This window comes from Microbacterium sp. Z10_103, assembly GCF_058310455.1.
In genome coordinates this window covers 2665949-2685337 of record NZ_JBZEGK010000001.1, presented here as the reverse complement: position 1 = coordinate 2685337, position 19389 = coordinate 2665949, and the positions used below count along the sequence as shown (strand labels likewise).

Sequence of the window (19389 nt, the reverse complement as noted above, 5' to 3'; positions counted from 1 at the left end):
CATGACAGGCCTCTGGCTCGCCGCGTTGAGCGGACTGATCGCCGGGGGCACGCTGCTGCTCGGCGCTGCCATTGCGTGGTACGTCGACATCCGACAGTGGGTGGTGGCGGGAATCATGGCGCTTGGCGCCGGGGTGCTCATCGCGACCGTGGCCTTCGAACTCGTCGACCAGGCGGTCGCCGACGGCGGAGTGGCCCCGACGGCGTGCGGCCTTCTGGCCGGCGCGCTGCTGTACATCGTGGCGGACTGGTTCGTCTCGCGCCCCACCGACCCCACCGCCAGCCCGCCGGCGAACATCGCCGCGCGGCGTCGCGACGCACGGCTGGCGAGCGGCACCGGGGCGGCGATCGCCATCGGCGCGCTCATCGACGGCATCCCGGAATCGATCCTGATGGGGCTGTCGGTGCTGCGCGGCGGTGAGATCAGCATCCCGATCGTTGCGGCCATCGCGATCAGCAACTTCCCCGAGGGCCTGGGCTCCACCGCCGCCCTTAAGCGCAGCGGATCCAGCGGTCGCTCGGTGTCGCTGCTGTGGGGGAGCATCGGGCTGATCACCGTGATCGCCTCGGTGCTCGGGTACGCCGCGTTCCAGGCCGCGCCGGCCGCGCTCATTGCATTCGTCATCGCGATCGCCGCGGGCGGGCTGCTGGCCATGATCTGCAACACCATGATCCCCGAGGCGTTCGAGACGCAGCGCACTCTCACCGGCCTGTGGGCGACGTTGGGTTTCCTCGCCGCGTTCCTCCTGCACGAGGTGGCGGGCTGAGGGTCCCCGGCGAGCCCCACTCCCACGCATGCAAGGACCGGCGCTGTCAGCCTGGGGGCGCAGCCCACGGTCCAGTGTGTCGGGACCCCTTCGCCATCAGGATTGGGCTGCGGTCGCCTCCACGGCGAACCTGTCCAGCGCGGCGGCCACGGTCTCGGGTTGCTCCTCGGCGACGTAGTGCCTGGCGTCGGTTTATACCGTCTCGGTGGCCCCCTCGAGAATGCGGCGCAGCATGTCGGCGAACCTCGGGAAGTCGACGGTGTAGCCGGCACTCGTCATCGCGCTGAATCCGACCAGGGCGGCGAGGACGGAGTCGATGGCCGCGCTCGTCTCCGGCGTCGCGTTCGAACTGTCGCCGCCCAGCGCCCTGGCGAACAACGCGTGAAGGGCTGAGTGCCGCTCGACTGCGAGGTGGCGCACCGCCTCGTCCGTGAGCGTCTCGGCCCAGATGAACGTCGTCAACCGCGCCTGGTCATCGCCCCCGGCTGATGGGTCGATGTATTCGAGGAGTCTGTCGAGGATGGCGACGGCGCCTGCAGGCTCGTCGACCGCCGGGTCGGAAGTGCCGTCCCGGCCGCGGACGACGGCGGCGATGAGATCTGCCTTGGAGGGGAAGTGCCGGTAAAGTCCGCCCACCGACATGCCCACCTCTGCCGCCAGTCGCTGCATCGAGGCATTCCCAAATCCGGTATCGGCGAACACCCGTCGCGCAGCGTCGATGATCGTCGCCCGTCGCAACGCCGCTGTCTGCGGGGTCAGCCTCGGCACGAGCGCCGCCCCATCATCGTCAAAGCGAATGAACGTTCGCGGTACCATTGGGCCATGCACATCATCTTCCTGGGTGTTCCGGCTGCCGGCCACCTGTACCCCATGACTCCTTTGATGGATGCGGCTGTATCCGCGGGTCACGACGTCATCGTGATCACGGGTGCGGGTGGCGCTGCGCTCCTCCCGCATCACCGAGTCGTGGAGGCGGGTCCTTCTGTGGCGGAGAGCATGGCGGAGACCGAGCATCGCCTCGTCGGCGACGACGGTCGGCATCCCGGTGCGGGTGCGATCGAGCTCTTCGGGGGAGTGCGTTCCGACCTCGGCGCGGATGCTGTGCTGGAAGCTATCGACGGACTCCATGCCGACCTGGTCATCGGCGATCTGCTCGACCAGCTCGCTCCACTGGTGGCCGCCTCGTTGCAAGTGCCTTTCGTGCAGTTCATCCCCTCCGGGCCGATTCCCAGCCCGCTCATGCGGGCGATCGAGGACCGAGCGTCGTCGTCGTTCAGCACCCGGCAGCTGACGCGCCCGACGCCGATCGCGGTGGTCGACCCGTTCCCCGCGGCCCTGCTTGACGGGGAGGAGCGGGAGGCAGCTTCCGCTCACGAGGCGATGCAGCCCGCCGTCTACCGAGAACCGGAGTCGTATCCGCTGGGCTTCGAGCTGGACCGCTCCGGGCCGGTCGCGGTGGTCAGCCTTGGTACGAGCGTGGATGAGCCCGAGATCGAGTCCGCCCTGGTGCAGGGGCTCGCCGGAGCGGGGCTCCAGGTCCTCCTCACCAGCCCGCGTGGTGCCGCAGAGCCGGGGACGTCTCCCGAGAACGTGCATCGCGTCGGCTTCATCCCTCTGCAGCGGCTTCTGCCGCTGGCGGATGTGGTCGTGTCCGCGGGGGGAACCGGAACGACGCTCGCCGCTCTCACCGCGGGGGTGCCGATGGTCATCCGCCCCTTCTTGGCGGATCAGCCCTGGAACGCGACACGACTCGCGAACGCCGGCGTAGCGATCGCCATCGAGGATCCGGCGGACGTGGCGGACGCGGCGCACCGCCTCATCACAGAACCGGCCTACCGGGAAGCGGCCGCTGGGATCGCGACAGCAATCAGTGAGATGCCGAGAGCAGAGGAGGCGCTGGCGCGTCTGGTCAGCCTGCTTGACAGCCGCGTGGCGTCACCCAGCCGATGAGCCCCCGGGCTGTTGCCGGGCACACCCACGCGACTCCCTGACCGTCCTGGGCGACAACGGGACGGTATCAGTGCCGGGAGCGGGAGAACCTCGTCACTCGGCGTGCGCCGGCGCGAGCACGATGTCGAACCGCGCTTGGGTGAAGCCGCGCCCGTCGCCGAGCTGGCGCCCATCGGGGGTCGCATCACCCGGTGGGTGCTGCACGAAATCCTTGATGAGCGACTCCTACGAGACCGGCTGGGCGGGCTCGTCCTCACGGCACTCGACCGAGTCGCCGCTCAGCGGGGGAATCCCGACGGCGGGCACGAGAGAGAAGTCGAGCCGCTGAGCGCTGACGTCGCTGGCGAGGAGGCCGCATGGAGAACGGAGCGGCCGCGCGTCAGCTGCGAAGCGCGAGGGCGAAGGGAAGGACCCCGGTCGCGCCGGCACGGCGCAGCTCACGCGCGGCGACCGTCAGCGTCCACCGGCTGTCCACGAGATCGTCGACGAGCAGCACGGGGCCGGGCGGAACCTCGAGGCCTGCCGCACTGAACCGCGCCCAGACTCCGGCGAGTCGAAAGGCGCTGTTGCCGCCCGGCCCACCCCTCGGGCCGTCCTCCACGAGATCCAGAGCTCCGAGCATCGGCATTCGCCCGATTTCAGCGATCCCGCGCGCGAGCGAGCCGACCCGCTGCGGCCTTGATCGCGAGGGCAGCGCGACCACGGCGACCGGACGCTCCGTCCATCCCCACTCGGCCAGCACCCGGACGCAGGCGGCGAGAACACTCGGGGCAATCGGGGCATCATCGGCGCCCTCCGCGAACATCTCGCGCAGCGTTCCACCCCATCCCAGGTCGGTGAGCCGGGCAAGCGCCCTCCCTTCGCTCGCCTGCTCCTCGGCGGGGATGCGACCGCGCACGGGCACGCCGAGTCGGTCGGCACCTGTCGGCCACTGCCGCCGCGGTTCGAGCGGCACGCCGACGCGATCGAGGGCAGCGGATGCGGCATCCGTCGCTTCCTCGTCGATCCGGGTGGGGAACCATGCGCCGGCGCAGTTGTCGCAGCGTCCGCATGGCGTCGCGGTGTCATCGTCCAGGGAGCGCTGCAGGAACTCCATGCGGCACCGGGTGGTCTCTTCGTACTCGATCATGTGCTTCTGCTCGGCCAGGCGTTCCGCGGCGATCCGGTCGTAGCGCTCCTCGTCGTACGTCCACGACCGACCGGTCGCGACCCAGCCGCCCTGCACGCGGGCGACCGCACCGTCGACGTCGAGCACCTTCAGCAGCAGCTCCAACGGGGTGCGACGGATGTCGACCAGGGCCTCGAGCGACGGCGTCGACAGTGGGCTTCCCGCGGTCGAAAGGGCCGAGAGCACGCTCTCGGCCCGGTCGCGGTCGGGCATCGACGCCGTCGCGAAGTAGTGCCAGATGTCGCGGTCTTCGGCGCCGGGGAGCAGGAGCACATCGGCCGAGGCGGTGGCGCGCCCTGCGCGCCCGACCTGTTGGTAGTACGACACGGGCGACGAGGGCGCGCCGAGATGAACGACGAACCCGAGGTCGGGTTTGTCGAAGCCCATGCCCAGAGCGCTGGTGGCGACGAGGGCTTTGACCCGGTTGTCCTTCAAGAGCGACTCGGACTCTTCGCGCTCATCGGGATCGGTTTGACCTGTGTACGCGCGCACCTCGTATCCCCGGTCACGCAGCAGCCGGGCCGTGTCATTGGCGGCCGCGACGGTGAGCGTGTAGATGATGCCAGAACCGGGGAGCTCGCCGAGATGGCTGATGAGCCAGGCGAGCCGGGATGGCGCGTCCCGCAGCCGCAGCACGCCGAGCCGGAGCGATGTCCGTGCGAGAGCACCGCGGATGATGAGGACCTCGGGTGAGCCGGTGCTCTCGTCGGGCACGCCGAGCTGCTCGGCCACATCCGACACGACGCGGCTGTTGGCGGTCGCGGTCGTCGCGAGCACGGGAACCCCCGTGGGTATGCGTGCGATGAGGTCGCGGAGCCGTCGATAGTCGGGGCGGAAATCGTGCCCCCAATCGCTGATGCAGTGCGCTTCGTCGACGACGAGCAGCCCGATCCTCGCGACCAGCTGTGGCAGCTGCTCGTCGCGGAAGGACGGGTTGTTGAGGCGCTCGGGAGACACCAGCAGCACGTCGACCTCGTCGCGGTCGAGTTGCGTGAGCACGTCGCCCCACTCGTGCGCGTTGGTGGAGTTGATCGCGACGGCCCGCACCCCGGCACGCTCGGCCGCGGCGATCTGGTCGCGCATGAGTGCCAACAGAGGCGACACCAGCACGGTCGGACCGGCGCCGCGTCGACGGAGAAGGAGCGTCGCGACGAAGTACACCGCCGACTTCCCCCACCCGGTGCGCTGCACGACGAGCGCGCGGCGACGGTCGTCCACGAGCGCCTCGATCGCTTCGAACTGGCCGTCGTGGAACTCGGCGTCGTCGCGGCCGACGAGGGCACGCAGGACGTCGAGTGCCGGGGCGTGCGTGGGCGTCGTCGAGGTCATGCGCTCAACCCTGCCTCATGTCGCCGACGCGGCAGTCCGCGAGGCGCTCACATCGTTGCGCCTTATCGCGTGAAGGTGACGTGGATGGTGCCGCTCTCGGCGACTTCGGATCTCACCGCATGCGTGTGCTCGAGCCCCCGGAGATCGTCCCAGACACGGTTCCCGCGGCCGAGTACCACCGGGGCGATTCCCACGTGCAGATCGTCCACCAAACCTGCGCGGAGGAATGCGCGCGCTGTTCGGATTCCGCCCCCGATACGAACATCGAGGCCAGCGGCAGCAGTGGTCGCCTCGGCAAGAGCGTCCTCGAGCGCGCCCGCTCGGAAGTGGAACGTGGTGCCGCCGGCCATCGCGATCGGCGGTCGTGGTGCGGAGTGGGTGAGGACATAGACCGGGTAGCCGAACGGCGGCTCGTCGCCCCACCAGCCTTTCCACTCCGCGTCGGCGGGATGGGTATGGAGCCCGAACATCGCGGCGCCCATGATCTCCGCGCCGACACCATCGAAGAACGCGGCCGCGTGGGCCTCGTCGATGCCCGTCGTCCCTGCGCCGGTGGTGTCGGCGAAGACCTTCCTCCGGAACGTGCGGGTGGCCGTGTAGGCCGCCGCGAGCGCGCCCCAATCCTCACCCATCGGGTTGTCTGATGCGACGTCCGGCGCCGCGGTGTATCCGTCGAGTGACGAGAACAGGTCGATCCGAACGCGAGTCATCTCTCCGGTCTCCTCGTCGGTTGCGCGGGACAGGTGAACGGGGCCAGCAGTTGGGACATCACCGCCGGCGACTTCGCGACGCGCTCCACGTTCGCGCGACGAGTCGGATCAGCGAGCGCGCGAAGCATCACGTCCACTTCGTCGCGATAGCGAGGCACATGCCTAACCATCGCGCGGCACGGCGATCGCCGCAATGCGGTGGCGCTGCGTTCAGCCGAGGCGCGCCGAGACCGAAGACACCCGGTCCGAAGCAGCCGGGTCGGAGAGAGACCCGGTGCTGCCCCGGTGCCGCGCGACGGCGTCCCGCACAATCGTCGAAGCGGAGCTCCCGCGGCGCGTGTCGCCGACCACCTCGCGCACCGTGCGAACCCCGCTCCAGTCGCGGATTCGCGGACGTCCCGCCCTTCACCGGGAGTGAGGGGGTCGCGCAGCACGTGGGCTTGGCGGCGCCGTCGGTTCTACGGCGAACTGCGTACCCGCCGCCTGCATCTGCACGATGACGCGACGGGAGCGGGTAGAGACGCTGGGAGTACGTTTCCCATGAGAAGTGGAGTGCCCCCGATGGCAAGCATGCCGAGTCGTCTTGGTCGTTTTTCCTATCGTCGGCGGTGGCCGGCCCGAAGGCTGATGGGGGGCGTGGTCGCCCTGGCCCTAGGCGCTGCGGCTCTCACCGCTTGCAGCGGCGCGACTCCAGGAGCACCGGCGGCACCCCAAACGCCTGACACGACCGGCGTCGACATGATCTTTGTTCGGCACGGCGAAGCGAAGCCCTCACAGGGCCCGCTGTCCGAGCTCGGCCTGCAGCAGGTGGCGGACCTGGCCACCACGCTGCAGGACGAGCCGGTGGCAGCGGTATACAGCAGCATGATGACCCGCGCCTTCCAGACCGGGGCCGCGGTCGCAGAGAGCCACGACCTCCCCCTCCTCGCGGATTCGCGCCTCAACGAGGTCGACCTCAACGAAGGCATCGGTGATGCGGATAAGACTGTGGAGATCCCTCGGCGGATGGCCGCGTGGCTCGACGGTGAAGAGCGCGAAAAGAAGTACTCCACGGAGGGTGACTACGACGTCGTGAACAATCGTTTTCACTCCTGGTGGACCGAGTTCGCCGATGAGTTCCGCCATGAGCAAGGAACGGTCGTGGTCGCCGCGCACTTCGCCACTCTCTCGCTGATGCTCCCCACCATTTGCGAAGGCTCCGACCTGACGCCGGACTTCATCCTCAAGGAGCATCGCCTCGCCAACACGTCCATGGTCCGCGCCCATCTGGATGCTGAAGGCACCCTGACGTGTGAGGAATGGGACGGGGCGCCGATCCCGACCGCGTAGCGGCTGGGTGGCCCCGCCAGCCTGAGCGCCGACTTCAACCGTGCTTCACGGGCTCCTTGCGCAGGTTCGGCTCGAGACGGAACAGGGGGCATGGTTCTCGTCCGGATAGCGCGGCGGATGGTGCGGACGCGCGTGCCTTCGGACGAGGGTCAGGCTGGGGCGCCGTCGGATATGTGGGGATCGATGGAGAAGTTGTCGCGGAAGAGCCCGGAGGGGTCCCAGCGGCCCTTGAGTTCTCGCAGGCGCGCGAGGTGCGCGGGCGGGAAGGCGCGCGCGACGACCTCGGGGCCAGTGTCGGTCTCGAAGCTCAGGTACATGCCCTCCCCGCGGTCGCGCACCCGCGCCCACCGTGCCTCGAAGTCGGGCGTGCCTCCGCCGATGGTCGCGATGAGGAAGTTCGCGCCGCGCCAGGCGTATGCGGTGGCATCCGCAGGGGTGTCCGCCGCTGCTCCACCGGCCGAGCGGACCGAGAGGATGAACGGCGAATCAGCGCCCAGCAGATCGGCGAGCGCGGCGGCGACGTCTTCGCCCAGGTGGTTGGTCAAGGCGGAATGCGAGTGCGGCTCGCCGCGGCCCTGCTGCTGCTCGCCCATCGGCGTTTCTAGCAGCGCGGAGTAGGGGACGAGTTGTACCGATTGGTCGGCCAGCGGAGCGAGCGGCGCGAAGGGCTGCAGCCGCGTGATGACGGTGTCGGGGTCGTGCGAGTCGACCACGAGAAGCGCCTGCACCCCGAGCGGGGCTGCCCGCCCGCGAGGGGCGATCATGAGCGTTCCAGTGACGCTCGGGTGCGCCGACTCCAGCGCCCTGCCCCAGTCCTGGAAGAACTCGGCGATGTCGTCGACGGCGTACGTGAGCATCGCGAAGCCGACGGAGGGCCCGACGGGGTGGGCTTCGAACTCGAACGACACCGCGACCCCGAAGTTCGCGCCGGCACCCCGCATCGCCCAGAAGAGATCGGCGTTCTCGTCCGCGCTCGCTCGCACGAGTTCGCCGTCGGCAATGACGACCTCGACGGAGCGCAGGTGGTCGATTGTCAGCCCGTGCTCGCGCACGAACCAGCCGATGCCACCGGCGGTGGCAAGGCCCCCCACGCCCACCCCGCCGTAGTCGCCCGCCGTGAGCGCGAAGCCGTGCGACGCGAGCGCGCGCGCCACCTCCCCCCAACGTGCGCCCGGCCCGGCCCGGAAGCGCCCGCCTTCCCGCACGTCGACCCGGTTCAGCGCGTCGACGGCGATCACGATGCCGCCGTTGTTGAGCGAGCGACCAGACAGACCGTGGCCCCCGCTGAGAATGCCCAGCGGCACGTCGCGGTGACGAGCGGCAAAGCGCACCGCATCCTGGACCTGCGCCGGCGTCTGCGGCCGCAGCACGAGGCCCGGGCGGGCGCCGCGGAAGTACCCCGACGTGTACCGCGTGTACCCCGTGTCGCCCGGGGTGAGGGCGGATGCCGCGAGCGAGCCCGGCACGTGATCGTCCTCGAACCTCGGTGCCGGTCGACCGCCTCCTCCCGCCGACGCCTCTCGGGCGCGGTGCTCTTCGAGGCGCTGGCGCACCTCGGGGGCGACCACCTGAGCGAAGCGGCGGATCTCGGCGGGGTCATCAGTCGCGACGATGAAGGTGCTCACGCCGTCCTCGATCGCGAGCCGGGCGAGCTCGTCGGTGGTGGTCTGCGGGAAGACGTTCAGCAGCCGTACGATGTCGCGCGGATCGCGCCGGGCGCCGCGGGCCGCCTCGTCGATGATCTCGTTGGCCCGCGTCACACCCATCTCCAGCCAGGGAAGGCTCGGGAGCCAGCCGTCGGCCTTGCGCCCGACAAGTCGAAGCATGCGGGGCTTATAAGCGCCTACCCAGATCGGCAGGTCATGGGCCGGGTTGGGCCCACGCTTGGCGCCCTTGAGCTGGTAATACTCGCCGTTCATATACAGCGGTGTCGGGTCGTTCCCTGCCCAGATCCCGCGGATGACGTCGATGGCCTCGTCCAGGGCGCTCACGGCCTGACCCACGGTGCGATCGGGGCCTCCCATCGCCGCGATGGGGCCGCCGAACCCTCCGGTCCCCAGCCCGAGGGCGGCGCGGCCTCCACTGAGCAGGTCCAGGCTGGCGCTGGCGCGCGCGAGCACGGCGGCGGGGCGCAGCGGCAGGCTGTGCACGTTCGCTGAGACATGGATGCGGGAGGTGCGCGCCGCGACCCACGTCAGGAGCGTGGCGGTGTCGAGGAACGTGGGCTGGTACGGATGATCCTGGAAGGTGACGACGTCGAGGCCCGCCTCCTCGCTCAGGACCGCGAGGTCGACGGGGAGCTGGGGGATGTCGTTTCGGGGAGTGATGAAGCTCCCGAACTTCAGCGGGTGACCGTAATCAGGCATGCGGCCATGCTGTGCTTCTTCCCGGAACCGATGCAAACGCCGCGTAACTGACTTACGATGAGTAAGTGACTGCGACATCCGCCTCCTCTGCCAAGCCGACGACCGCATGGGAACACGCCGACGAGCGGGACTGCCAGCGGGCCGGTGCGATGCTCGAGGTCGTCGGGCAGCGCTGGTCGGCCAGTATCCTGCTCGCCTTCGCCCGCGGGGCGGAACGGTTCAGCGAGATCCTCGCCGCGGTCCCCGGTCTGTCAGCCCGCATGCTTACCGTGCGCCTGCGGCAGCTCGGTGCGGCGCAGCTGGTCGAGCGTGAGGTCATTCCGACCACACCCGTCAGCGTGCGGTACGGCCTGACCGAGCGTGGGAACGATCTGTTGTCGGCCATCGAGCCGATGTCCGGTTTCGTGCGGCGCTGGGATAACTCCGAGGACTAGCGCGTGTGGCCTCCTCGATGGTGGCTGGTGGCTCTCCGTCGTGGTCGAGGGGGGAATGGGACAGGGTGCCGATTCCGGGGTCGTAGTGGCTGCAGGCCCCGCCCGAATCCCGCGGGGCTCGGCCACCGGGGGATCAGTCGGTCGTGCCAGCGTGAACGGAGGTGCGCTCGCAGATGGCTGCTGCGGCCTCAATGAGCGCGCGTCGGTGATCCTGCAGGCGCTGGACGGAAGTCGGGTCGCTTCCGTCTGCTGTCAGCAGTGCGGCGGGGGACAGGTACCAGCTTTGAGCGAGGCCGAAGAGGAAGGCAAGGGTATCGACGGATTGCGTGGAGATGGTGTCGACCGCTGACATGGCTCGCACGCGGTCGATATACGACCGAGTCGAATTGTGACCCTGCTCTGGGCGCTCGAGTTGGCGCCATAAGTGGATGCGCAGCGCCTCCGGGTGAGCGCGATGGTAGTCGAAGAGGCGCCCCGCCCACTGCGGGAGATCGTCGTCCGTAAGCGGCACGCTCGCCGCCATGCTGTCGAGCGCGGAGTTCAGCGCCGCGAAGAACAGTTCCTCCTTGTTACCGAAGTGCGCGTAAATCGAACGCACATTCGCGCTGGCGAGCGTTGCAATGCGTTCCACCCGCGCGCCCGCGAGCCCGTGCCATGCGAACTCGTGCACGGCCGCATCAAGGATCCGGGTCGAGGTGTCGGGGGGAGAGGAGGCCACCCGGCAAGTCTAGCGAAGTAAGTTCTTCTTGACCTGGCCGGTGGTGCGATCCTATGGTGAAGTAAAAGTTCCCTTACCGAGTGAGGTTCGATGAAGAAGCTAATCCTTGAGATGCGCGTGAACGAGTTCGCGTCCCGCGATGTCAACCCGAACATCCCCTTCACCCCGGAGGAACTAGGCCAGGTCGCGGACGACTGCCGCGAGATCGGCGCCTCCATGTTCCATTTCCATGCGCGCACCGCGACCGGCGAGCCCGATTTCTCTTACGAGACCTATCGCGACGTGATGCGGCGCGTGCGGGCGGGATCGGACATCCTGGTGCACACCTCGCTCGGCGCGGAGATGCAGGTCGCAGACCCCGCGACTCGGCTGGAGAACGTTATTCGTTTGGTCCGGGACGGGCTGGGCCCGGATCTGATCCCGCTGGACATGGGCAGCAGCAACTTCGATCTGCTGACCCCGGACGGCTCGGACTTCGAGACGACCGACAAGGTGTACGTGAATACCACGGGCACGCTCAAACAGTTCGCCGAAATCCTTCGGGACGAGGGCATCAAACCGTACTTGCAGATCTGGAACGCGCCCAACCTGAGGCTGGCCGAGATCTTCGTCGACATGGCGATTCTCGACTCGCCGGTGTGGATGACATTCGGGATGAGCGGTGGGCGGTCCTTCATCAATCACCCGCCGACCCTCGCGGGCCTGCACGCCTACCGCTCGCTCGTGCCCGAGAACCTGCGGGGGGAGTGGTCGGCCACCGTGTTCGCGGACAATCTCTTCCAGATCGCCCCTGACGTCCTCGAAAACGGCGGGCACATTTCGATCGGCATCGGCGACTACGCCTACCCCGAGCTCGGTCTGCCCACCAATCAAGAACTCGCTCAGGCCGTCGTCGACCTCGCGCGGAAGCACGGACGCGAGCTGGCGACCCCTGACGAGGCACGGGAAATGCTCGGGATCGTGCGCTGATGTCTGGTCGCGTGAATGGGCTCATCGCAACGCTGGAACAGGGCGATGTCGCCTTCGGCGCGTGGCTCCAGAACGGCGACTTCTCCGCGGCGCAGCGCGCGGGGGATTCGTCCGCGGACTTCGTCATCGTGGACATGGAGCACACGGGCTTCGGATTCACCGAGCTCGGCCACACGTTGCAATGGCTCCTCAGCCGGCGCACCTCTCATCTCCGTCCGGCCCCCGCCTCGCCCATCGTGCGAACCCCTGTCACCGCGGACGATCGGGCAGCGTGGGTCCATAAGCAAACGCTCGACTACGGCGCGATGGGTCTCCTGCTCGCGCAAGCGTCCCGGCCCGAAGACGTCCGCGAGGTTGTGCAGTCGATGAGATATCGCCGGCCGGCGGACGATGGCCCTGTCGGGCGGCGCGGCGCGCTACCCGGTACGGCGATGCGATACCTGGGTATGGACTCCCACGAGGAGTATTTCGCCCGAGCAGATCTCTGGCCCCTCAACCCGCAGGGCGAACTGATGCTCGTGCTGCTCGTGGAGAGTGTCGAGGCCTGGCAGAACATCGACGAACTGGTCGCCGTGCCCGGTGTCGGCGCCGTCCTCTGGGGACCGGGCGACGGTCTCGTAAGCCTCGGTATCCACACCTTCGACGTCGCCGACCCAGTACTTGATCCGTACCGGGCGGCCGTCGTCGCATCGTGCAAGGCAGCGGGCATCCCCGTCGGAAACCCCGCCGCAATCGATCTTCACCGCGCAATCGATGAAGGCTTCGACTTCATATCCACGCCCAACTGGGACGAGGCCGGCATCACGGAGGCCCGGGCATACGCAAGCGCCCGCCGGAAAAGCTGACCGAACCCCAAACCGTCCATCGCTTCAAAGGAGAAGACATGACCACCATCCCCGGCGCTGCCCAACCGTTGCCCGACACCGGCGCACGTATCGTCGCCCGCCTCGATCGTCTCCCGGTGACCCGGATACAGGTCTTCTGGGTGATCGTGCTGGGCCTGGCCTACTTCGTCGAGACCTTCGACAACTCGGTCTTCGCCTACGCGGCGCCCACGATCCGGGCCGAGTGGGGCCTCCCCCTCGAATCGATCGGAGTCATCACCTCCGCCGTGTTCGTGGGCATGATGATCGGCGCAATCGTCGGCGGCCGAGTCTCTGACCGATTCGGAAGAAAGCGCCTGCTCGTGTGGTCCTCGGTGCTCTACTCGCTCGGGTCCCTCATGTCAGCGCTCGCTCCGAACTACGAGATCCTCGCCGTGAGCCGCGTGATCACCGGGATCGGAGTGCAAGCAGCGACCGGGGTCATCATGGTCTACCTTGCCGAGATGTTCCCTCGGCTCTCGCGGGGCCGATTCTTCAGCGCGCTCACATTCATTGGCCTCACGGCAGGTCCTGTCACCTCTCTCCTCGCGCTCCGGCTCGCAACCGAAGGCGACGCCGGCTCCTGGCGGTGGCTGTTCGTGCTGGGCGCCGCAGGTCTCGTGGTCGCCATCCTGGCAGCGATCTCCTTGCCTGAATCGGTTCGGTGGCTTCAATCCGTGGGACGCCATGCTGTCGCGGACCAGATCGTGTCGAATCTCGAAAGCCGAGCTGTCGCCTATACCCGTCGGCCGCTGGCCGATCCGGTCGCGGTACCCGAGCTGGCAACACCCAAGGGCACCTACCGGGAACTCTTGTCACCGGTTTACCTGAAGCGCATCGGTGTTGCCACGGCAGGGTGGTTCCTGTTCCTCTTCGTCGTCTACGGGCACCTGTCCTGGGTGGCAACTGTGCTCGTCGAGACCGGGATGTCGCAAACGGAGGCGCTCGGCTTCGTCTCTGTGTTGTCCTTCTCGTCCTTCCTCAGCCCGGTGCTGCTTTTTCCCATCGCCGATCGACTCAACCGCAGGACGACGATCATGATCGCCTGCCTGGTGGCGGCAGCGAGCTTCACGGTGTTCTCGTTCGCTATCTCTCCGATCGTGATGGTCGTCTCCGCATTCATCGGTCAGACGATGCTGGCAGTCGGCTCGGCTGCGTTCTACACCTATATCCCAGAGATCCTGCCCACGCACGTTCGCGGTATCGGTGCAGGGCTCATCAACGGCGTCGGCCGGATCGGGGGCGTTCTGCAGGGACTCGTGGTCGCGGGAATCTTCGCCGCTATCGGCTTCCAGGGCCTCTACCTCGTCCTGGCGGTGATCGTGGTGGTGGTCGGGCTCATCATCGGCTTGCTGGGAGAGCGGACAGCCAAACGCGCGCTCGAGGAGATTTCCGGTGAGTGAGCCGCCGCAACTGAAAAGAGCCGGAAACGCGCGGCACATGGCTTGTCGCAGGCGAGGTGATCGTCATCGGTAGGGGCGCCCGCGGGGTGGGGTGGCCGGACGGAACGAGGCTCACAGGCCAAGATGCGCGCGGCGCGATCCGGTCGTGAGTGAGGACGAGGCCGGCATGGGGGCGATGAGCTCGCCAGAGCTTGCCCGGGTGTTCTCGGCTCTTGCCAGCGCGGATCGGCTGGCGATACTCGCGGAGCTACGTCGAGCCGCCGAATCCTGGCCCCAGGGGTCGGGCGCCAGGACCATATCCGAGGTGGCGCTTCGCGTGAACATGAGCCGGTTTTCGGCGTCGCGCCATCTCGGCATCCTGCGCGAAGCGGGTCTCGTCGAGTGCGTTCGGTCGGACCGGAAGGCGCTCCACAGCCTGACCTCGCGGTCATTGCACACCCTCGAGGACTGGCTGTACCCCTTGCTTGACGCCGCCGCGGCGACGCAGTGATCCAAGCGCGCTGACTCTTGACGCCGCCGCTGATGGCGAGGCTTGCCGCCCTGCCGCAGTGCCGCAGTGCCGCGGAGGCCGTGAGGTGTCACGCGACGCGGACGTTCGCGCGGCGGGGTTACACGAGGGGTGGCAAAGCATCCGCCCGCGGCAGCAGCCTCAGGCGGTACCGGCGTAGCGCGTGGGACCCACCGCACGGGTGATGCACGGTCCGCGGCCCTCGCCCGACGATGACGCGAGTCGCCCCGCGACGATCAACCGTCACTTCGGATTACCGAGGACAACAACAGTGGAGGAACCAACATGTTCAGCAAAGCCGAGACACCGGCCGACGGAACGGGGCGACGAGCTGTGCTCGGGCGCGTCCTCGTGGCGACATCCATCGTGTTGGCCGTGGTGCTGATCACGTGTGGCACCGTGCTCTACAAGGCGTTCATCTCGCGCCCCAGCAACACCCCCGACGCTTTCCGTGACAGGCCGGCGTCCGCCTCGCTCATGGTCGTGGCAGGAGCCAGCACCGTCCAGGGCACGATCAGCGCGGACTGGGTCAGCGGCCTGTACGAGCCCGGCACCGATGTCGTGAACGCCGGCGTCAACGGTCACACGACGGGTGACCTGCTGGCGCGCCTTGATCACGATGTCATCGATCTCGACCCCGAGCGGGTCATCCTGCTGGTCGGCACCAACGACATCCGTCACGGCGTCGACCCCGCCGAGTCGCACGGGAACATGTCGGACATCCTCGACAAGCTCACGACCGAGACCGATGCCGATATCGCTGTCATGTCGCTGCAGCCGCTCGGCGAGCAAGTAAGCAGCGTGCACAACGACAAGGTCCGCGCCTACAACCTGATGCTCGAGGAGGAGGCCGCCGAACGAGGCGTCTCCTACCTGCCGCTCTTCGAGGAGCTCGTGCCGTTGCTCGACGACGAGGCTCCCGAGTTCTCGTTCCCGATCCTTGGCACCGCCTTCGACAGGTTCCTGTGGGGCAAGACCTTCAACGAGATGTCTGACCGTCACGGACTCCAGGTCACCGCCGACAACGTGCACCTCAACGAGCGCGGAGCCGCCGTCGCCGGCCAGCTGGCCGCCGCGTGGGTGGAGGAGACCCGATGAACGCCGAGCCGGTCCGGATGAGCGTACGTGGTGTCGCCGCTGCGAGCCCGTCGATCGCCTCCGAGCGCATCCTGACGAGCGACGTCACAGCCATCTTCACCGGGCGTGGCCTACTCCCCGCAGTCGTTGTGTGCACACCGGGCCCCGACGGCTGGGGCCGGGTGGGCTCGTCCCGCGACCTGCTGTTCTCCGATGGCGGCAGCGTGCAGGAGACGCTCCTCGAGTACCGCGAGGGCGAGCGGTACACGTACCGTGCCGTCGGGTTCACCAACGCACTGCGCTTCCTCACGACCGAGATGCACAGCGAGCTCCGCTTCACCGTCGGCGCATCAGGCGGAACTATCGTCGAGCGGATGGCTGAGTTCGCCCCCCGGCCCTACCGGCGAAGCATCCTCCGCTTCGTCTTCGCACCACTGTGGAAGCGCTACATGGAGGACGTCATCCGCCGAGAGATCGCCTACATCGAGCAGGCCGCCGAGGCGGGATGACCCCGGAAGACGAAGAAGCCCGGACCCTTTGCGGGTCCGGGCTTCTTCGCGTATCCGCGCCGGGTCGTCAAGCCACGGTCTCGGTGACCACGTGGCGCTCGACTCCGATCGTGACGCGGGTCACGAGCGCCGCGACGGCACCGACGGCGACGAGGACCGGAGCCAGGAAGAGACCGACCGTGGCCACTGCGACGCCGGCCGTGAGTGGCACTTCGAGGATGGTCTCCCCGGTATCGCGCTTGACGAAGAGGCGGCTGACGTTGCCCTCACGGACGATCTCGCGAACGCGGGTGACCGCGTCCTCGGCATCGACTTCGAACTCCTCGTACGCCTTGTGGCTGTTCTCGCTCATGAGAGTGTTCCCTTCTCTTTTTCGGCCGGCTCATCCGGCCGTGTCAGGACACTAGGCATCTGCACCGCAGCCGCGCCTCCCCCCGTGGTGTCGATCAGCGTGGTCCGCGGTATGCCCCTCGTCCGTACCGAGGGGTGACGTGCTCGGCGCACGCGCGGCCCTACCTTTCCGAAATCAACCCGCATCGACCCAAAACGGATTCGAAGGATGACCATCATGACCGCCACCCCAGCATCGCTGAGCTCCGCTGCCTCGACACGGCTCCTGAGCCCGCTGCGGGCGGCTCGGGCCATCGGCCCGGAGGCTCTCGAGTACGCCGTCCACGGTCTTGTGCTCTTCGTCGCCGTCGTCGGTGCGACGTTCGTCGCCGACTATCCCGCGTGGAAGATGCTCATCTACTCCTCGAGCGCTGTCGTCCTCTTCTGGTGCGCACACGTCTACTCGGCAGTCCTCGCCGACCAGCACACCCCCAGCGCCTCCGTGCCGACCGGCATCGCGACGGTGTGGCATGAGATGAGGCGTCACATCCCCCTTCTCGAGGCGTGCATCGCTCCCGCCGTCCCCCTCGTCCTGGCATCGATCGGGGTGCTGCCCTCGCCGATGGCATACGCCGTGAGCCTCACCACCGGGATTGTCACGCTCGCTATCGTCGGCTTCCTGTCTCTGCGCAACCGCCACGCTTCGATGCGGCGCTCGCTGTTCGCGGCGGTGACGACCGCGGGCTTCGGCGCCGGAATCATCGCCGCTGAGACCTTCCTCCACTGATCCGCCGAGACACTGCGCCCACTCGCAGGCGAATGTCTCGCGGGCAGCTGCCTCACCATACGACGGTAGGGGGCCGACACCCACCGCCGGGTGATGACGCGGCAGGAGATCGGCCGTAGCGTAACGGCGAAGGCCGCTCCGCCGGCCGGAGAGGGCGATCGTGACAAGCACGACGAACGGGAGAGCAGCCGGCCGTCAATCGAATGTGGAACTGCCGTTCTGGGCATGGTGCACGGCCGCCGCATTCTGCGCGGCGCTCTTCACGGCCTCGGTTCCGATCACGACCGCGGTCTACGACGTTCCGCTTCTGGTGGCCTTCGCGATCTGCACCGTTCAGTCCGGCTCGTTGATTCTCACGATCTTCCGGCCGCTCGTCGGCGCCGCCGCGCATCTCGCATCCATCGTCGCGCTGGCCCTGGCGACGCGCGGCTTCCCCGAAGGGCCGTGGCCGCTGCCCGTCACCGGATTGATCTCGCTGGGCGCCCTGATCCTTCTTCTCGGGATCCGCGAACGCTGGATCGTGTCCGTGACCGTGTGGTGGCTGAGCATCGTCGTGCTCGTCGCGGTGATCGCCGCATCCCCCGCGCAGTACGCGTCACCCGATCAGTGGGGGACCAATCTGATCATTTACAGCAGCTACACGGTCACCGTTCTGGCTGCCGCGATCGCCGTGGGCCAGAGAGCCCACATTCGCAGCGATCTCGCGCGAGCACGCCGGGATATCGAACTCGAGCACGCGCAGCGCCTGTACGTCGAGGAACGCGGGCGCATCGCGCGCGAGCTGCACGACGTCGTCGCCCACAGCATGTCGATCATCCACATGCAGGCGATCTCCGCACCCTTCCGCCTCCGCGACGCCGCACCCTCTGCCATCGAGGAGGAGTTCTCCGGCATCGCCCGCTCCGCGCGCACGGCGTTGTCCGAGATGAGGCAGCTGCTGGGCGCTCTCCGCTCCGGTGACGAGGACGCCGACCTCGTACCGCAGCCCCAGCTCACCGAGTTGTCCGAGCTCGCGCAGTCTGCGTCGCGCGCCGGAACCGATGTCGAGATCGTCACCGATCCCCGCGCGTTCACAACCAGCTCGCTCGTGCAACTGACCGCATACCGCATCGTCCAAGAAGCCCTCAGCAATGTCGTGCGCCATGCTGCGGGCGCTCCGACGACGGTGAGAGTAAGCGTCGGCGAGGATTCGGTCTACATCGAGGTGCGCAACGCCGGACCCGGCCGCGTGACCGGCACAGCGGAAGAAACGCCGATCGCCGACCTTGGTGGCCAGGGATTGCGCGGAATGCGAGAACGCGTGAGCCTCTTAGGAGGACACGTGTCGACCGGACCTACGCCTGACGGCGGCTACCTCGTGAATGCCGTCCTGCCCGCCGCGATCGACAGCCGACTGGAGACGTCATGACCGTCCGAGTGCTCATCGTGGACGACCAGCCGATGTACCGGGCGGGGATGTCCGCCATCCTCGGGGCGGCGGACGGCATCGCCGTCGTCGGGGAGGCCGGCGACGGCGAGGAAGCGCTCGCGCGGAACCGCGTGCTTCATCCCGACGTCGTGCTCATGGACGTGCGCATGCCGAAGATGAACGGCATCGACGCCACCCGTCAGCTGACGCGTCCCACCGGGCCGGCGAACATTCCACGCGTGATCATGCTCACGACCTTCGATATCGACGAGTACGTCTATGCCGCGCTGGAGGCCGGCGCGAGCGGCTTCCTGTTGAAAGACGCCGACGCCCAAGAGCTCGCATCCGCGGTGCACATCGTCGCCGGAGGCGATTCCCTCCTCTCCCCGCGCGTGACGCGCCGACTCATCGAGGACTTCGTCGCGAGCAAGCCGACCGGGTTGCAGTCCACGACCGTCTTCAACAGCCTCACCGACCGTGAGCGCGAGGTGTTCCTGCTGATCGCCACCGGGCGGTCGAACTCCGAGATCGGCAAGGAGCTGTTTATGGCGGAACAGACCGCGAAAAGCCATGTCAGCCGCATCCTGTCCAAGCTGCACCTCCGCGATCGTATCCACGCCGTGATGCTCGCCTACGACACCGGGCTCGTCAGGCCCGGTGCGCCCGGCTGAGGATCGCCGGGTACCCCTACACGCGTACGGGCAAAGAGCACCGGCGGGGTGAAGACCCCTCCGGCATCCGGCTCGTACCTTCGGGGAAGTGTCG

The 19389-nt window shown here is 68.0% G+C and carries 19 protein-coding genes; 13 read left to right on the top strand and 6 right to left on the bottom strand.

All coding sequences use genetic code 11. The features are described from left to right. Position 1: 1 nt before the first annotated feature. Entirely contained in the window at positions 2–766 is a 765-nt protein-coding gene (locus tag AC4FS2_RS13105) for a ZIP family metal transporter (protein WP_491156292.1), read from the top strand. Between the two features lie 192 nt (positions 767–958). Here AC4FS2_RS13105 and AC4FS2_RS13100 read toward each other — a convergent pair whose 3' ends face one another. Beyond that, positions 959–1534 carry a TetR/AcrR family transcriptional regulator gene (locus AC4FS2_RS13100; RefSeq protein ID WP_491156294.1) on the bottom strand — a complete coding sequence of 192 codons (576 nt, stop codon included), beginning with the start codon at positions 1532–1534 and terminating at the stop codon, positions 959–961. Between the two features lie 54 nt (positions 1535–1588). Between AC4FS2_RS13100 and AC4FS2_RS13095 the strand changes: the two genes are divergently transcribed. Continuing rightward, positions 1589–2716, top strand: a complete 1128-nt coding sequence (locus tag AC4FS2_RS13095; protein WP_491156296.1) for a glycosyltransferase — start codon at positions 1589–1591, stop codon at positions 2714–2716. A 379-nt stretch (positions 2717–3095) separates the two neighbouring features. Here AC4FS2_RS13095 and AC4FS2_RS13090 read toward each other — a convergent pair whose 3' ends face one another. Together AC4FS2_RS13090 and AC4FS2_RS13085 are read right to left on the bottom strand one after the other, a co-directional pair. Then, entirely contained in the window at positions 3096–5213 is a 2118-nt protein-coding gene (locus AC4FS2_RS13090) for a RecQ family ATP-dependent DNA helicase (RefSeq protein ID WP_491156298.1), read from the bottom strand. 62 nt (positions 5214–5275) lie between these two features. Continuing rightward, positions 5276–5923, bottom strand: a complete 648-nt coding sequence (locus tag AC4FS2_RS13085; protein WP_491156300.1) for a dihydrofolate reductase family protein — start codon at positions 5921–5923, stop codon at positions 5276–5278. Positions 5924–6661: 738 nt separating this feature from the next. On the opposite strand from AC4FS2_RS13085, the gene AC4FS2_RS13080 reads away from it, so the two are divergent. After that, entirely contained in the window at positions 6662–7252 is a 591-nt protein-coding gene (locus tag AC4FS2_RS13080) for a histidine phosphatase family protein (protein ID WP_491156301.1), read from the top strand. A gap of 149 nt (positions 7253–7401) precedes the next feature. Here AC4FS2_RS13080 and AC4FS2_RS13075 read toward each other — a convergent pair whose 3' ends face one another. Then, positions 7402–9618 carry an LLM class flavin-dependent oxidoreductase gene (locus tag AC4FS2_RS13075; RefSeq protein WP_491156303.1) on the bottom strand — a complete coding sequence of 739 codons (2217 nt, stop codon included), beginning with the start codon at positions 9616–9618 and terminating at the stop codon, positions 7402–7404. 65 nt (positions 9619–9683) lie between these two features. Here AC4FS2_RS13075 and AC4FS2_RS13070 point away from each other — a divergent pair, with 65 nt between their 5' ends. Beyond that, positions 9684–10052, top strand: coding sequence for a winged helix-turn-helix transcriptional regulator (locus AC4FS2_RS13070; RefSeq protein WP_491156305.1), 369 nt, complete (start codon positions 9684–9686; stop codon positions 10050–10052). Between the two features lie 133 nt (positions 10053–10185). Here AC4FS2_RS13070 and AC4FS2_RS13065 read toward each other — a convergent pair whose 3' ends face one another. After that, the gene (locus AC4FS2_RS13065; protein ID WP_491156307.1) at positions 10186–10770 is read right to left on the bottom strand and encodes a TetR/AcrR family transcriptional regulator; all 585 of its coding nucleotides are present in this window, start codon (positions 10768–10770) and stop codon (positions 10186–10188) included. Between the two features lie 90 nt (positions 10771–10860). Here AC4FS2_RS13065 and AC4FS2_RS13060 point away from each other — a divergent pair, with 90 nt between their 5' ends. The 6 genes from AC4FS2_RS13060 (at position 10861) to AC4FS2_RS13035 (ending at position 16099) form a co-directional block, all read left to right on the top strand. Next, on the top strand, positions 10861–11739 hold the full coding sequence (locus AC4FS2_RS13060; RefSeq protein WP_491156308.1) for a beta-keto acid cleavage family enzyme: 879 nt from the start codon (positions 10861–10863) through the stop codon (positions 11737–11739). After that, positions 11739–12584, top strand: coding sequence for an HpcH/HpaI aldolase family protein (locus tag AC4FS2_RS13055; RefSeq protein ID WP_491156310.1), 846 nt, complete (start codon positions 11739–11741; stop codon positions 12582–12584). The genes AC4FS2_RS13060 and AC4FS2_RS13055 overlap by 1 nt, the downstream gene beginning before the upstream one ends. A 38-nt stretch (positions 12585–12622) precedes the next feature. Beyond that, a complete protein-coding gene (locus AC4FS2_RS13050; RefSeq protein WP_491156312.1) occupies positions 12623–14005 on the top strand; it encodes an MFS transporter in 1383 nt (460 codons plus the stop codon). 145 nt (positions 14006–14150) lie between these two features. After that, positions 14151–14495, top strand: a complete 345-nt coding sequence (locus AC4FS2_RS13045; RefSeq protein WP_491156314.1) for an ArsR/SmtB family transcription factor — start codon at positions 14151–14153, stop codon at positions 14493–14495. Positions 14496–14798: 303 nt separating this feature from the next. Further along, on the top strand, positions 14799–15611 hold the full coding sequence (locus tag AC4FS2_RS13040; RefSeq protein WP_491156315.1) for an SGNH/GDSL hydrolase family protein: 813 nt from the start codon (positions 14799–14801) through the stop codon (positions 15609–15611). After that, a complete protein-coding gene (locus AC4FS2_RS13035) occupies positions 15608–16099 on the top strand; it encodes an SRPBCC family protein (RefSeq protein ID WP_491156317.1) in 492 nt (163 codons plus the stop codon). Before AC4FS2_RS13040 ends, AC4FS2_RS13035 begins: the two co-directional genes overlap by 4 nt. A gap of 67 nt (positions 16100–16166) precedes the next feature. On the opposite strand, the gene AC4FS2_RS13030 is transcribed toward AC4FS2_RS13035, so the two are convergent. Then, positions 16167–16451 carry a DUF4342 domain-containing protein gene (locus tag AC4FS2_RS13030; RefSeq protein WP_491156319.1) on the bottom strand — a complete coding sequence of 95 codons (285 nt, stop codon included), beginning with the start codon at positions 16449–16451 and terminating at the stop codon, positions 16167–16169. A gap of 216 nt (positions 16452–16667) precedes the next feature. On the opposite strand from AC4FS2_RS13030, the gene AC4FS2_RS13025 reads away from it, so the two are divergent. The 3 genes from AC4FS2_RS13025 to AC4FS2_RS13015 all read left to right on the top strand — a co-directional run bounded on the left by AC4FS2_RS13025 (position 16668) and on the right by AC4FS2_RS13015 (position 19295). After that, positions 16668–17216, top strand: a complete 549-nt coding sequence (locus AC4FS2_RS13025) for a hypothetical protein (RefSeq protein WP_491156321.1) — start codon at positions 16668–16670, stop codon at positions 17214–17216. Positions 17217–17376: 160 nt separating this feature from the next. Then, positions 17377–18624: a sensor histidine kinase gene (locus tag AC4FS2_RS13020; RefSeq protein WP_491156322.1), complete on the top strand. Its 1248-nt coding sequence runs from the start codon at positions 17377–17379 to the stop codon at positions 18622–18624. Continuing rightward, positions 18621–19295, top strand: coding sequence for a response regulator (locus tag AC4FS2_RS13015; RefSeq protein WP_491156323.1), 675 nt, complete (start codon positions 18621–18623; stop codon positions 19293–19295). Before AC4FS2_RS13020 ends, AC4FS2_RS13015 begins: the two co-directional genes overlap by 4 nt. The last annotated feature ends 94 nt before the right edge of the window (positions 19296–19389 follow it).